General features: G+C 47.6%; 9 protein-coding genes and 1 pseudogene. 3 read left to right on the forward strand and 7 right to left on the reverse strand.

Annotated elements, in window-relative coordinates:
• The 4 genes and pseudogenes from ACO6V1_RS18375 to gorA form a co-directional block, all read right to left on the reverse strand.
• Positions 1-426: hypothetical protein (locus tag ACO6V1_RS18375; RefSeq protein ID WP_422447671.1), on the reverse strand; the 426-nt coding region annotated here is incomplete at its 3' end.
• 97 nt (positions 427-523) lie between these two features.
• Positions 524-3,388, reverse strand: a complete 2,865-nt coding sequence (locus tag ACO6V1_RS18380) for an RAP domain-containing protein (protein WP_422467952.1) — start codon at positions 3,386-3,388, stop codon at positions 524-526.
• A gap of 322 nt (positions 3,389-3,710) precedes the next feature.
• Positions 3,711-4,257: pseudogene (locus tag ACO6V1_RS18385) on the reverse strand (transposase); the annotation flags it as partial.
• A gap of 256 nt (positions 4,258-4,513) precedes the next feature.
• The gene (gene gorA / locus ACO6V1_RS18390) at positions 4,514-5,881 is read right to left on the reverse strand and encodes a glutathione-disulfide reductase (RefSeq protein ID WP_422447675.1); all 1,368 of its coding nucleotides are present in this window, start codon (positions 5,879-5,881) and stop codon (positions 4,514-4,516) included.
• A gap of 699 nt (positions 5,882-6,580) precedes the next feature.
• On the opposite strand from gorA, the gene ACO6V1_RS18395 reads away from it, so the two are divergent.
• Positions 6,581-6,940, forward strand: a complete 360-nt coding sequence (locus tag ACO6V1_RS18395; RefSeq protein ID WP_422447677.1) for a nuclear transport factor 2 family protein — start codon at positions 6,581-6,583, stop codon at positions 6,938-6,940.
• Positions 6,941-7,410: 470 nt separating this feature from the next.
• Here ACO6V1_RS18395 and ACO6V1_RS18400 read toward each other — a convergent pair whose 3' ends face one another.
• The gene (locus tag ACO6V1_RS18400) at positions 7,411-9,093 is read right to left on the reverse strand and encodes an NAD-dependent malic enzyme (protein ID WP_422463633.1); all 1,683 of its coding nucleotides are present in this window, start codon (positions 9,091-9,093) and stop codon (positions 7,411-7,413) included.
• 685 nt (positions 9,094-9,778) lie between these two features.
• Positions 9,779-10,672, reverse strand: a complete 894-nt coding sequence (locus ACO6V1_RS18405; RefSeq protein WP_422467954.1) for a DMT family transporter — start codon at positions 10,670-10,672, stop codon at positions 9,779-9,781.
• Between the two features lie 245 nt (positions 10,673-10,917).
• On the opposite strand from ACO6V1_RS18405, the gene ACO6V1_RS18410 reads away from it, so the two are divergent.
• Positions 10,918-11,244: an ArsR/SmtB family transcription factor gene (locus tag ACO6V1_RS18410; RefSeq protein ID WP_101747555.1), complete on the forward strand. Its 327-nt coding sequence runs from the start codon at positions 10,918-10,920 to the stop codon at positions 11,242-11,244.
• A 14-nt stretch (positions 11,245-11,258) separates the two neighbouring features.
• Here the strand turns inward: ACO6V1_RS18410 and ACO6V1_RS18415 are convergent, their stop codons facing one another.
• The gene (locus tag ACO6V1_RS18415; protein ID WP_422447683.1) at positions 11,259-11,912 is read right to left on the reverse strand and encodes a hypothetical protein; all 654 of its coding nucleotides are present in this window, start codon (positions 11,910-11,912) and stop codon (positions 11,259-11,261) included.
• A gap of 275 nt (positions 11,913-12,187) precedes the next feature.
• On the opposite strand from ACO6V1_RS18415, the gene ACO6V1_RS18420 reads away from it, so the two are divergent.
• Positions 12,188-14,458, forward strand: coding sequence for a zinc/cadmium/mercury/lead-transporting ATPase (locus ACO6V1_RS18420; protein ID WP_422447685.1), 2,271 nt, complete (start codon positions 12,188-12,190; stop codon positions 14,456-14,458).
• Positions 14,459-15,552: the final 1,094 nt, after the last annotated feature.

A 15,552-nucleotide genomic window follows, 5' to 3' on the forward strand; every position in this document is an offset into this window, starting at 1 on the left:
TCTCTTTTTAAGAGCTTTAAGTCTGTTAATATCAGCAGCAACCTCCTCCATCGCAGATGCTACAAATTCTTTCACTTCTTCATTAGTTGTTTCATTAAGATCATAGTTGGGTTCAATGTAATCCTTGGAAAGATAATGCTCTAAATGCCTGATAGCATTCTTCATTGTCTTCGTGATAGAGCGGATTTGTCCGGAGGTTAACTGTTTGCCGGAATCTAATGCTTCTCGACGTGAATTGAAATTTTCAACACCACGTCCGACATAAGTAGTAAATTTTGGGGCATGCATACCATTAATATAGGCATTCAACGCTTTAACCTGGCGATCTCCGAAATGCAGCGGGTCTCGTTTTTGAACTTCCGCAGGCATTCGCTCCTTTGAGGGGGCAGTTATCCCCCTGAGCACAATGCTTATTGCCTTATCCATTTTAAATCCCTCTTTAACAAAAACGTACTAAACAGCTGCCATGTATTAATACGGCAGATAAAGAAAGTACACCTTCACCAGAATGTCAAACTGGTTCTTAAGTCATGCTGGAAGAGAGCCGTTTATTGGCTCTTTTTCTCTTCCTTTTTCTCTTTTTGGGTTTCTTTATTTGCTCTCCTGAATATTCTTCGGCGGTAGCATAACCGCCATCTGAAAATAGCCCTCCTTCGTCAGCAGTAACATAAGCCTCATCGGCCACTCCCTCGCTACTGTCTAATACAGAACCATGAGCCTCCGGCTGAACGGCTAATTTTGTCGTTATTTGCTCAATAACTCTTTTCATTGAATCCTTATTCCAAAGCTTGTGCACCGGGATTTCAATGACTTCGAATCCTAATTTTTGCAGCAGCGCGATTTTCAGCAACGTTGCACCGTTCCTGGTTTTGAAATCACCGCTCACATAATGATAAGGTCCCTGAACATCAATCACCATGTTGTAATCTGGCAGTAGCAAGTCAACCGGAGGTAATGAGTTCAGACTCTTCTCTTCTTCAATCTGCAACGACGGAAGGCTTGATTGGAGTTGTTCGCGCAAGGTGGTTTGAGATTGTGAAATGTTTCTCTGGTAATAGGGGGCCATCGCACACGGTCTCCCAAGCCAACTGGCGGCCATGACCATGACGGTTTGCGCCTCTAAATTGTCCGGGAATGTACTTTCCAGGCGAGAAAATAGTTCACCTATGTGCTTTTCAAGCGGGTTTTTATTATTTCTACCAAAGCACAGATAAAACCTGGCACAGAATACCATGACTCCCCAGAGAGGCATCCATATATTTTGCTGGGAAAGCTGAGGGGTTTCACTGATTCTGGCGACCAGAGCATCGAACGTAGATTTAATCAGGTTCAGCTCAATGGCCTCACCCAGTTTTGCCAAGGCCCACAGCAGGTTGCCGATACCTTGAGGAATGAAGCGGTCTCTCTCTTCTTTTGATTCGGCTTTGGTTTTTACACGGTACAACAGCGCGGTCAGGGTCTCTTTGAGCTTCGCTGTCTTCTCCAGCTCCAGCCCGATGTCCCCCAGTTTCGCCAGGGCCCACACCAGGTTGGCGAGACCTTGAGCATTGAAGTGGTCTCTCTCGTCTTTTGATTCGGCTTTGGTTTTCACATGGTACAAAAGCGCGGCCAGAGCCTCTTTGAGGATCGCTGTCTGCTCCAGCTCCAGACCACTGTCCACCAGTTTTGCCAAGGCCCACAGCAGATTGACGATATGCTGAAGAATAAGGTGGTTTTTCTGTTCTTGGGCTTTGGTTTTCACATGGGGTAACAGCGCGTCTACCACCTCGGTGAGCTTTGGTACCTGCTCTGACTCCAGCCCATTGTCCACCAGTTTCGCCACAGCCCACAGCAGGTTGGCAATACCTTGAGTGTTGAAGTAGTCTTTCTTTTCTTTTGATTCGGCTTTGGTTTTCACATGGGGCAACAGCGCGGCCAAGGCCTCGTTTAGCGGCCCTGTCTTCTCAAGCTCCAGCCCCTTGTCCACCAGTTTTGCCAGAGCCCACAGCAGGTTGATGGTAGCTTGAGTGTTGAAGCGGTCTTTCTCTTCTTTTGATTCGGCTTTGGCCTTCACATGGGGCAACAGTGCGACTACAACCTCTTTGAGCTTTGGTGTTTTCTCCAGTTCCAGCCCGTTGTCCACCAATCTTGCCATGGCCCACAGCAGGTTACTGATATGCTGAGGAATAAAGTGGTCTTTCTCTTCTATTGATTTGGCTTTGGTTTTCACATTGGCCAGCAGCGCGGCCATGGCCTCTCTGAACTTCGGAGTCTTCTTCAGACCATTGTCCAACAATTTCGCCATGGCCCAAAGCAGGTTGGCGACTTCCTGTGGCTTGCAGTGGTCTTTCTCTTCTTTTGATTCAGCTTTGATTTTCACATGGGGCAACAGCCCGGCTATGGCCTCTTTTAGCTGCGCTGTCTTCTCCAGATCCAGCCCGTTTTCGACCAGTTTCGCCAGAGCCCACAGCAGGTTGGCGGTACCTTGAGAGCAGAAGTGGTCTTTTTCTTCTTTTGATTCGGCTTTCGTTTTCACATGGAGCAACAGCGCGGCCACAACTTCTTTGAGCTTCGGTGTCTTCTCCAGCTCCAGCCCGTTGTCTACCAGTTTTGCCACTGCCCACAGCAGGTTGGCGATATGCCGAGGAATAAAGCGGTCTTTCCCCTCTTTTGATTCGGCTTTGATTCTCACCCAGGGCAACAGCGCGGCCACGGCCTCTTTGAGCTTCGGTGTTTTCTCCAGCTCCAGCCCGTTACCAACCATTTTTGCCAGGGCCCACAGCAGGTTGGCGGTACCTTGGGCATCAATATCCCTGGCTTCAGGTTTTTGCTTGCACTTAACGATTACTGCATCAAGTAACGTTGACAATAAAGCTGCCTGAGCTTCCTTACTTTTCTCATTCATGTATTTATGAGGGGTAAAAACACCCGCTGACGTAAATGAATGAACCGTTGTCATCAGGCTTCTCCAGAGCCATCCGGGTGTCGCTTTAAAAGCGTGCAACAATGGTATCAGTTGGCATTGTTCACTACGATTTAATGGTCTTTTTGACCTTGATGTGTATTGTTTGATTGAACAGGCAAATTGACTGTGTTTTCTCCCATTACAGCGATCACCATATTGAGTGGATGTCCTCACCAGGTCATCCATTTTTGCTTGTGTGATGAGAGCATTAAAATCCTGAACAGGTTTTATTGAATGTCCTGGTGGATGGTTAGCAGAGCGGGCGTCAGAAGCAGGATAAAATTCATGACGCTCTGGGATATAGGAAAGTGGTGTATTCGTCCGCCTCACTGTGCCATACCTGTATCGCACACTCCCTGAGGCACCGGTACGATCATCCGGTTGATTATAATCATTACCTGATGTTGTGCATGTCCAACTTATACCAGCACCGCCTCTGTCCATAATTATATTTCATTAATTCATGGGAAATATAAAATGTAGACTAATCTACGGCACCAACAGGCATTAGTTTTTACTGGCTTTTTTTCTCTTTTTTGGTTTATTTATTTGCCCTTCCAACCCGCATATTGCATAACCCCAATTATTAGCAAGCTAAAAAGAGCTATGCGAAATTTGACAGGGCTGGAACAGCTGATTCTAAAGCGATTGTGACCGATTGGGCTTTTTCAGGCACAACTTCCCCTAACCCCATTATTTATAACGTGCCGGGACAGCACTATTTCATTATCCAGGAGAAAGCTGTCTGGCAAGACTCATGTAAAGTCAGCCGTGGGGGACAAAAGCCGCTGTCTCCCCGAAACAGTATCTTTACCTGCGGCCATTCTTGTCTAAGGCGTTTGACCAGCAGCGATAAAATCGCCCAAGCATGTTTTGCTGCATCCACACTGGCAGGTCTCAAATAGCTGATAGTAACTTCTGCTCGCAGAAGAAATAAAGTGGCAGGAAGCAGTAATGATCATAATAGCCTGAAAAGTGTCGTCCAATCTGGTTGCCATGAACCGGGTCGTCTGTTGTGTCGAAGTCGAGCTTTAGACGTTTCGGTGGTTCATGAACGAAGCAATAAAGCTCTCAATGATTACTTCGTGCATTCGGACGACCTGTTGGCGATTCGCCTGCTGTTCAAAACGGCAAAGCGTTGATTGACTTGCCAGTGGTTTATCGACGTCAGTCGCCGTTTGCAAGGCAAGGTCGTATCTCAGTTGTTGATGATCGTTCAGGTCTTCATAACCCAGTGCCAATCCATAAATTCGCTGACGAAAGATTGTTGTTGTCTGATGCTGGCAGCGGGAGCTATCTCTTGGGTCATGGACGATTTGGTTGTTACTATCAGGGTAAGCGTCTGAATGATAACAGAAAACTATCTCGCCTTTTTTATCTGTCATGCAATATGCGGGCTAGCCAATCGTCACAACTCCAGCGTGGTCTCAAAGACATAAAAAAACCATACTCCTCTCAGCATCGTGTTGCGGGTCAGAGTATGGTTGAGTTTCAGGAAGTTGCCAGAATAATTATGAGTTGCCAAAACATTTATGAGTTGTCAAAACAATTATCCTCCTCCAATTTGGCTCACCGCATAGTAACAAACTCCTCAGCGGAGGTTGGGTGAATAGCAACGGTGTCATCAAACTGGGCCTTGGTAGCTCCCATCTTTAAAGCCACAGCAAAACCCTGGAGCATTTCATCCGCACCGTGTCCAATCGCATGGATACCGACGATCTTTTCTTCTGCACCGACAGTTATCAGCTTCATTCGTGATGGCTGGCGATGACTGGTCAATGCGCTGTACATGGCCGTAAACTGGCTGGTATACACTTTGACATTATCATCACCATAAGCTTCACGAGCAGCCAATTCCGTTAAACCCACTGTACCGATCGGCGGGTGGCTAAAGACAACCGTGGCCACATTGTCGTAGTTCAAATGCTCATCCGGTTTATTATTGAACAGGCGCTCTGACAGGCGACGACCCGCAGCAACAGCAACCGGGGTCAATTCAACCTTGCCGATGTTGTCACCCACGGCATAAATGCCAGCGACATTAGTATTCTGGTATTTATCAACCGGAATGTAACCCCGGGCGTCCACCGTAACACCTGCTGCATCAAGATTAATACCTGCAGTATGTGGCTTACGGCCTACGGCCCAGATCACCGTATCAACATTTAATAAGTTACCGTTTTCCAAATGAACGGTCAGACTTCCATCGTCTTCTTTTACCACTTCTTTTGGTACTGAATGGGTATGAAGCTGAGGACCTTCAGACGCCATTACTTCTACCAGCGTATCAGACAGCATCGCTTCAAAATTACGCAATGGCTTGTGTTTACGAACCAGCAAATGCGTTTCACTGCCCAGGGCATGTAGCACACCGGCCAGTTCAACAGCTATGTAACCCGCACCCAATACAGCCACCCGGCCAGGACGCTCAGTCAACTCAAAGAAGCCATCCGAGTCGATACCGTATTCGGCTCCGGGAACATCTGGGATCAGGGGCTCACCACCGGTTGCAATGGTGATATGGTCCGCTGTGTAATGCTCACCATTTACTTCTACTGTTCTGGCGTCAACAAATCGTCCATAGCCGTTTATTACGGTAATTTTATTATTGCCCAGAACCCGTTCATAAGAAGCATGTATACGACGGATGTAAGCCTCCCGGCTGTCGACGAGCTTGCTCCAGCTAAATGACTTCAACTGCTGGTCAATGTTGATATCAAAGCCGTAGTCAGGTCCATAACGACAGGCATCAGCAATTTGCCCGGCAAACCACATGGCTTTCTTGGGAACACACCCTACGTTTACGCAGGTTCCTCCCAGATGCTTAGCCTCTACCAGCGCCACTTTTTTACCGTACATAGCTGCACGATTTGCGGAAGCGATACCACCGCTTCCGCCGCCGATTACCAGATAATCAAAGTGGTTTGATGTCGTCATTTTATTGTCCTGATCATTGCAGAGCCGACATAAGCCTGCCCTGAGAAAGTCTCTGATTACTATAAGGTCAAACTGCCCGATTTAAAGTATCAATGTGCATTTGATAGCTGACCAAATGAAATCATATTTGTTACATCTATTCCGAAGGTTACATCCAGGGGGTAAACGCAGTAACAGAAAAACTGCGCCAGACATCTGGCGATACAATATGAATGGCCTGTTTACCCCTTATTTACCAAGGCCTGCAGAGACATTTATAAAAGCTGGCACGCCACTTGTATTATGTCAGGAGAGAACAAAAATCGTCAGAACATAACAACAATAACAACGACGACTCCCAGCCTACAAAAATAATAATATCAGGCCGGGCCACTCAAGCAGACAGGTTTGCACGGTACCTTAAGGTAGCCGACAAGCAGGGATAAGAAAGCCGAGAAGACTGACTGAGTCTGGTAACAGGCGGCAAAAGGCAGCGCCGGCATTCGACAGGGAAGAAATAAAGAGCTTCTGAGTATCTGTAAACCTGTCTGTTTGTTTATTTTTTCATTCTATAAACTTCTCCCCCTCCCCTTTCTTATTTAAATCTCTTCTTTACTCCCCGGAATCCAGCCTGTGACAACTTGAAGCAGGTCAATATGTCGAGTTAGTGCTATGTTGTGGGTTTGGGTATCTACTCACAAACCATTGGCATCTCAAATTATGACCAACGATGAACAAATCGAAGCCGCCAGAGCCTATATTGCTCTGTCCAATGCGCACAGGCTGGACTGGGTATCTCAAATGTTTGATGAAAGCGCCAGCTACTACTCTGCCTTTCTTGGTGACTTCCAGGGAAAGGCCGCCATTCTTGATATGATGACGGCTTTTTTTTCAAAAATCCCTGATGTGAACTGGCATGTTAACAGCTACCGCAGCCTGGATGGCTGTTGTGTAGAACTTGAGTTTGTCAGATCGGGTACTGATATTGCGTCAGATGAATCTGTGAACGTACCAGGGGTAGAAAGGATTTTTTTCTCCAAAGAAGGTTTGATCAGTCGTATAGAAGTGCATAAACCCTGAACCATGTTCGTCTGTTACCCGGGTTACACTCTTCACAACCCAGTACTCAACAAGTAACAGTTTACCCTTTTCCCATGGCATGGACTGAACGGTGCAGAAAAAATTATCTTCTTAAATATCAATACGTTAATTAATGACAGAGGTTATTGGCACACCCTTTGTATATGACCAGTCGCAAACCAAAAAATGCCAAATAATAACAACTACATGGCAAATCCTGACCACCAATAACAAAAACAACAGGTCGGTGATTAAAGCAGATAAGTTTGCAGGATACTGAAGGTCATCAACTGGCAAATTGCTGGAATGTTAATAAGATTGCCGCAGTTTTTTTAAAGACTGCAACACCAGGAAGGCAACGGGACATACCAGACACCTGTCAGTCAATAACAACAATAAAGATGCCTGGTAGTTTGTAAACTTATCTGCTTATCCTTTTCTACGCTGTAACGTAAATCCGGGTACTACTTTCAAGAATCAGACAGATGGACTCTGCAATATTCAGGGCTCCAGCGCTTGCCTCTGACTCTGGCTTCCAGAGTAGTTTGTTCACATTTAGGTGCCAGCCCCTCTTCCTGCGCTTTTCTGGCTACGGCAATCGCTATATCACAAGTCACCTGATGAATACGGTTCAATTCGGGCAGAAGAGCAGCGTCCGGATTCATAACCGTTGGCGAGGCCATGGCCAGTGTTTCCACCGCTGCATCCAGCATGCCGTCGGATACTCTTTCAGCGTCACTGGCCAAGACACCAAGACCCAGCCCCGGGAAGATATAGATATTGTTACATTGGGCGACAGGGTAACGGTTACCATTGTACTCAACCGGATCAAATGGGCTACCAGTAGCAATCAACGCCCGCCCCTTACTCCACTGAATAATATCTTCTGGCGTGGCTTCAACCTGGCTGATGGGGTTGGACAGTGGGAAGACAATGGGGCGCTCATGGTTCTCAGCCATTTTTTCAATGACTTCCCGGGTGAACAGACCAGGCTGACCTGATACCCCGATGATAGCGTCTGGTCTGGCGTGGGTGACGACGTCTGACAATCCGGGATTCTCCTCACACCCCCATTGAGAAAGCTCTTCACAACGTTGTACCAGCCGCTGCTGGAATGGCCGCAGGTCTGCCATCTGGTCATTCAGCACGCCATGGCGGTCAACCATGAAGATTCGCTGACGGGCTTCTTCTTCACTGAGTCCCCGGCCAACCATCAGGCGGATCAGCTGCTCGGCAATACCGCAACCGGCGGAGCCGGCACCAAGGAAGGCAATGGTCATCTCCTCAATGGACTTGCCTGCGGCTTTGGCCGCTGCCAGCAGTGATGCGGCAGTCACACCGGCTGTGCCCTGAATATCATCATTGAAAGAGCAGAGTTCATCCCGGTATTTTTCCAGCAGTGGTGTTGCATGGTCGATGGCAAAGTCTTCAAACTGTAACAGTGCTTTTGGCCAGCGACGTTTCAGTGCACGAATAAAGTCGTCCACGAACGCATAGTATTCATCGTCTGCAATGCGCTCATGACGCCAGCCCAGGTAATTCGGGTCATTCAGCAACTGTCGGTTATTGGTGCCGCAATCCAGGACGATAGGCAGTGTTTTGTTCGGTGCGATGCCACCCACCGCACTATAGAGAGACAGCTTGCCAATGCAGATCCCCATACCGCCAATACCCTGGTCACCCAGGCCCAGAATACGCTCACCATCCGTGACAACAATCACTTCAATATTGCGCTTGAAGTTGGCCAGCATGGCTGAGATATGTTCACGCTGGGGATAGGAAATGTAGATGCCTCTTGGTCGACGGTAGAGGTCACTGAAGCGCTGACAGGCCTGCCCTACAACCGGCGTGTAGATGATAGGCAGCATTTCCTGAAGATGACGTTGCAGGAGAGCATAAAACAGTGTTTCGTTGGTATCCTGCAATGCACGCAGGTAGATGTGCTTCAGCATCGGCGTAGGCTTGACGGAGAAAGACTTATAAGCTCGACGACATTGTTCCTCCATCGACTCTACCCTTGGCGGCAGAAGACCATGAAGGTCCAGCTCACTCCGCTCCTCCATAGAAAAAGCGGTCCCTTTGTTCAAAAGGGAGTTTTCCAGCAACAAACGGCCTGTGAGGCCAGTATGGATGCTATGGTCGTGTTCGCTCATTGTTTTCCTACGTTTTTTCAGCCGATGTGTCAGCCGTTTTTTCAACAAAAGTGTAACCGGAACTGCTGATATAACAGTCAGTGTCAGCAGGGGCACAAAGGATAATCCTTAGTGCAGGAGTAGAACAAACGGAATAACCGAAATAATCAAACATGTATAACGTCGGCAGCAACTGTCTGAAAAACAGACTGTCTCAACGATTTGATGGATTTTGCCCTGAGGCCAGGAACTGGTATTTGTTACCTTGCGGGAGCATTGTCACATTTTGTGGGGGCCAGGTAACAAATCACAACCGATGAACTGTACATATTTAATCATAAAAAAACACGCCATCATTCGGAAACCACGTACAGCAAGGCATAAGGGAATTATCTCTATTTTTGGCACAGCAGTTGTATTAGTTAAAGCAAAAAGAACAAAACACCCACCATAAAAACAATATCAGGGTTTGGTGCCGACTCATCAGAGCGTTTTATAACAAGAACAATAAAGAGTCGCCAGTAACAAGCAGATGGGTTTACAAGGTGCTTTTTTGCGGACGCAGCACCAACAGGGATACCAGAGAGCTTAGAAGATCAGCTAAATCCGGAGTATATCGGAAAGGCGGCCGGGCAAAACTGGGAATATGGAAGTTAAATAAAGCTATTTTCCACACAGCTTGCAAACCCATCTGTTTGTTTTCCTTTTAAGCCTTGGAGCGCCTAAGCTGCGACAGTAGCATCCCGGTCATCATCAAGCCGCACCCTAGAAAACCTCTCAGACCAAGCTGTTCGTCCAGCAATAACCAGCCTCCCAGCACCGCAAAAACAGCTTCCAGGCTCATAATGATAGCCGCATGAGAAGAAGCTGCATCTCTCTGGGCAATGATTTGAATCGTAAAAGCGACACCGGTAGAAAGAACGCCGGCGAACAGCAGAGGCCCTGCACTTTTTAGAATGGCATCAAGGCTGATGGGTTCCAGATAAAGAGCAACCATCATGCTGCATAAAGCGGTCATAAAAAACTGTATTAATGACAGCCTCAGCGGATGAACATGCCGGGAAAGCCAGCCAATAAGCAGTATTTGAATGGCATACATCAGGGCAGAGCCTAACGTCAGCACGTCACCTTTATTGAAATTCAGGCCATCCTGTACGGTCAGGAAATACAGGCCCGCCAGCGCAATGGCTCCACCCAGCCAGGTTGCAGGGCGGGTACTGTGCCCAAACCAGATCCCCAGTATTGGCACCAAAATGATATAGAAACCGGTGATAAAGCCAGAGTTACCCGCTGTGGTATACAACAGACCAACCTGTTGAAAGGATGAAGCAAGAAAAAGTACTACACCGGTCAATGGCCCCCATTTCAGCAGCAATTGACTGTCGTATTGCGTTTTATGGCCGGAGACGTTCTTTCCGGAGATGTTTTCCAATAGAAAATAAACCGGTAATAACGAGATAAAGCCCAGAGCAAAACGGCAGGCATTAAACAGAAATGGTCCAAGATGCTCCATGCCTTTGATCTGGGCAACAAAGGCAAACCCCCATATTGCAGACACCCCCAGTAGTAAAACATCTGCTCGAAGCGCTTTGGTTTTCACAGTGCATAACCCGGCTTGTTGTGGCCATCCTTTTGCCAGGCTGGCCCGATTATTATTGATGAAGGCTTATACCGCTATCAGCGGCTTATCATTGTCGCCTGCTTTTTTGCTGAGAGCATTTTGCCACCAGCAGCAAGGCTCGAAAAGTGTTTATCGACGGATGATGCAAACCCGGGAAAATAGACTAAGCCGTCATGGCGCAATACCATTACCAATAATTATTTTCTTAAGGTTCGGACAAGCCTATGGTCGATATGCATCAAACCTGTTGTTCTCTGCTGCCTGAGCTGTCTGAACAGGACATGGGTCGACTGGCAAAAATTTTCCAGCTGCTGGGAGACACCAAAAGACTGCAGCTGGTCATTGCCTGTCTTGAAGAGCCACAGCCGGTATGCTGTCTATCGGAAATTTCGGGCATGTCGCAACCTTTAACCAGCCATCATCTGCGCAGTTTGCGGGAAGCCCGAATCCTGCGATCAACCCGCAAAGGAAAGCAGGTACTCTATGAGTTGGATGACCACCATATCCGTCATGTCATTCTCGATATGGCCAATCATGTTAAGGAGCGTTGATAAAATAGTACGGGTTATTGCTTGAGTTTATTTTCCTGGATGCTGAAAACCGCTTCGATATGAGGTCGAAGGATGGGTCTGTTTTCATGTAAAGCCATAGATAAGGCAATATCCACTTTGGAAAACTCACTGAGCTTGTTTTCCTGATTTTGCATCTCTTTGATGTGGTCGAATGCATTTTCAAGGTGGACTTTTGCCCCATGGGTAGTTGCACCCTCGGCAGGAGTCGTATCCCTGGAATGTAAGCCATAAAATTCGTATGCCACCATTCTTTCACCACTGGCATGGTGTAATGAGTTGAAGGCAGATGTTACCGAGCTGCTGGCAGCAGTGGCAGGGTTTTTTTTAGACGCGCCGTTTTGTACGCCATGCAAACTGAAAGCCTCAGAATCCTCTATCAATTTGCCAATCGTTTTTAAGTGGATCATTTCGTCAATTCTGGCCTGAAAATCATCCGCTGTGGCAATGTCTGCACTATGCTCTATCTTTCGCTCCGCCAGTGAGATTGATGGTTTGGAGTTATCCCCCGGGGCTTCAGGTATCTGCTTGATGGCCTCAGTGGTAGTCACCTGTTTATTGTCAGCGGTTTTACCCGGGGAATCGGACACAATGTCATTATTTGGAATAGTTGGTTGCGATGATGAAGGACTTGCGGGGATAGCGCTCATTATTCTTTCTCCTGATAACCATTCAGCCTGATTCAAAAATCCATTATTTCTGACATTCAGCTTAGCAGTGGATTTCTCCGCAGAGTGGTTACAGCAATACTCTTGGCAAATCGATCACGGGTGCAGGCTCCGGTCCATAATAAGAAAGTATTAATCGAACAGACGCTTGATAATTGCACAATGCACTTAACAATATTCATTTTGATGGCTTGACGCACCACAAATATAAAATTATTTTTATATAAACATATTTTTATATTATGACGAGTGAAGCTATGTCATCCTGCTCCGCAACCGACAGTGACAGCCCACAGAGTGACACAATGAAAAGTAGCTGTGCTGCATCTTCATGCTGCGGCAATAACACTCAATCAGAAGCTTCTTCAATAGAAAGTCAGACTTCTTCGGTATCCGGCAGTATGCAGCTAAGCTGGATCATCACTGGCATGGACTGCCCGGGCTGTGCCGCCAAAATTGAGAATGCCGTAAAGGGGCTGAACGGTGTGACTCAGGCTCGGGTCACCTTTGCAACAGAGCGCCTGCTGGTAGAGGTTGAAAATCGAGCAGGCATCAATGACGACATCCTTAGAACTCTCAAAGAACTGGGCTTTTCAGTTAAGGACGACGCCGCTTCAGAAACGGCAGCTGGCAGTGTCCTGAAAAAATACTGGCGCATTATGTCACTGGCTACGTTTATGCTGTTCGCGGTATTGATTCAGGGCACCTTTCCCGTTGCTGGCAACGTGTTTTTTTACCTGGCGACACTCTGGGGGCTCTACCCTGTTGCGACCAAAGCATGGCAATTAGCCAGAAGTGGCTCTCCCTTTTCCATCGAAACCCTGATGAGCATCGCGGCCATTGGTGCCCTGTTTCTGGGTGAAACCGTTGAAGCCGCCATGGTGCTTCTGCTGTTTATGATCGGTGAGCATCTGGAGGCATTTGCGGCAGGGCGGGCTCGACAGGGTGTCCAGAAACTGATGGCGCTGACACCAGAAACGGCTTACCGTATTGACCGCGATGGGCATAAAACAGAGGTTTCTGCCCATACGCTGACGCCCGGAGACATCATCGAAATATTACCGGGCAGCCGTCTGCCCGTTGATGGTGAACTCTTAACGCCTAACGTTAGCTTTGATGAAAGCGCACTGACCGGCGAATCCGTCCCTGTTGAACATAACCCCGGTGAGAGTGTGATGGCTGGCTCGTTATCGGTGGATCGGGTTGCCCGACTCAGGGTAATTTCAAAGCCCGGAGAGAGTGCGGTTGACCGTATCATCCGTCTGATCGAAGAAGCAGAAGAGCGAAAAGCGCCAGTGGAACGTTTTATTGATGCATTTAGCCGCTGGTACACACCATTAATGATGTTTCTGGCGGCACTGGTGGCTGTTGTTCCTCCGCTGGTGTTTGCCGGGTCCTGGGTCGAATGGATCTACAAGGCACTGGCACTGTTACTGATCGCCTGCCCATGTGCTCTGGTGATTTCAACGCCTGCTGCTGTTACCTCGGCCCTGGCCAGAGCGTCTCGCAACGGTGCACTGGTCAAGGGTGGTGCAGCCCTTGAACTATTGGGTTCGGTCACAACGGTCGCCTTTGATAAAACCGGCACACTGACGGAAGGAAAGCCTGCCGTTACTCACATAGCATCGTTTGACCGCTCAACATTCAACCAAGAACCCAACCCAGAGCAGGAAATCCTGCGACTGGCTGCAGCCGTCGAGTCAGGTTCAACACATCCACTGGCCAAAGCCATCGTCGTCAAAGCTGATGAGATGAATATGAGGATCCCTGCGGCCACGGACATTGTGGCCAAAGCCGGACTGGGTGTGCAGGGTCAGGTGGAAGGCAAAGCAGTGGTCGTTGGCTCACCACGACACTTACAGGACAGTATTGATCTGATCACAGGTGCTCAACAGAAGCTCCAACAGCTAGAAGAGCAGGGTAATACCATTGCGGTGGTGACGGTTGAAGGGCATTTGGTGGGCTTTATTGCCCTGCGGGATGAACCAAAAGCCGAGGCTCCGAATGCCATCGCAGCCCTTAAAGCCATGGGTATCAACAGTATCATGCTCACTGGTGACAACCCACGGGCTGCGAAAGCCGTCGCCAGCCAATTGGGAATGGCCTATCGTGCGGATCTCCTGCCCGGAGATAAATCTGCTGAAATAGAGTCGCTACGCAAACAAGGCCGGGTTGCCATGATCGGTGACGGCATCAACGATGCCCCTGCACTGAAGACGGCAGATATCGGCATTGCCATGGGATCGGGTGCCGACGTTGCTCTTGAAACCGCAGACTGTGCGCTGACCCATAACCGTGTGGCAGAACTTGCGGACCTTATTGGCCTTTCCCGCGCCACCATGTCCATTATCCGCCAGAACATTTTTCTGGCCGTGGGCAGTAAAGCCTTCTTCCTGGTCACCACCCTGCTGGGCATAACCGGACTCTGGGTTGCTGTCCTTGCCGACACCGGTGCCACAGCCCTAGTCACCACCAATGCCCTCAGGCTATTGCGAAATAAAAAAGCGAGCCCGGATATTTCATATTAACAACGGGGTAAGGATACCCCCTTTGCTTTCAATGAGTTATATGTATATCAATAGGTTAAGAATGCACTTTAGTACAACCATTAATGGTTGTTAGTGGTTACAGACAGCTTTTTTCGACACCTGAGAATAAAATATACGACAAAACTCTGTCGGTCTGGATGAATGGTTAGTTCATAAGTGAGTGATATTATAGGGAGAGTTTATAGGTGGGGGAGAGAGTGAGAGATCACCATCATTCTGGCTACACAGAACCTTCGTTCAAATTTGGTATTGGTGCCCAACTGAAGCGAGGCACCACATGACACTGATTTTTCACTATCTGATAGGATTAAACTGGCTATTGGCTAAACAGTACATTTTCTTTTTAGTGAGATTATGTCGAGTCTTCTCTATGTCAAATGAACCATATTTATGACATTGATCCCTGAAATAATGCTGTGCCTGGCGGCGACATCCACGATTCTCTACGGAACCTCTCTTGTAATTAGAGCAAACTGCATTGTAGTCAATCTTGTTATTTTCATAGCTATTAACGAACCTGATAGTAAACATCATGTTTATTGATATTCACTGACCAGCTATTAAAGCTAATAAATAAAAGAACGGCCATGACTTTAAACTTCAAGGAAATAGATTGCATTTTGTTGAAAACCACTAAAACACTTTTTATCATCAGTACTCTTAGCTCAGGAACTCATTTAAGCCCATGCACAATGAAAGGGTGCTCTCTCGGGTTAATAGCTGACTCAGCAATCAAATAGAACTTTGCCTGACATAACGTTAGACCACAGTTGTTCCCCGCGCCCCTTGCTATGGATAAGAGATCTTGTTTCCAGAAGTACTTCTGCCCCGGCTAATTTCCACCTCATTCGTGAACCGCATAGCCGTTGTTTGACCAATGTCTTACATGCTGCTTCTGTGACTCCGGAACCGATCGGCCAGTTTTGCTCCAGAGCCTCTTGATACTTCATTAAGTGATGATTGTTGGTAAAGTAGGTCACTGCTTTGTAACGCTTTTCTATCAGTGCCGTCGTCTTTTTTGGGAGTTCTGCTGATTCAATTTCCTTATTGATTTGTACCTATTATAGGTAACG

The sequence above is a fragment of the Endozoicomonas sp. ALC013 genome (assembly GCF_049310205.1).
Taxonomy (GTDB): Bacteria; Pseudomonadota; Gammaproteobacteria; order Pseudomonadales; family Endozoicomonadaceae; genus Endozoicomonas.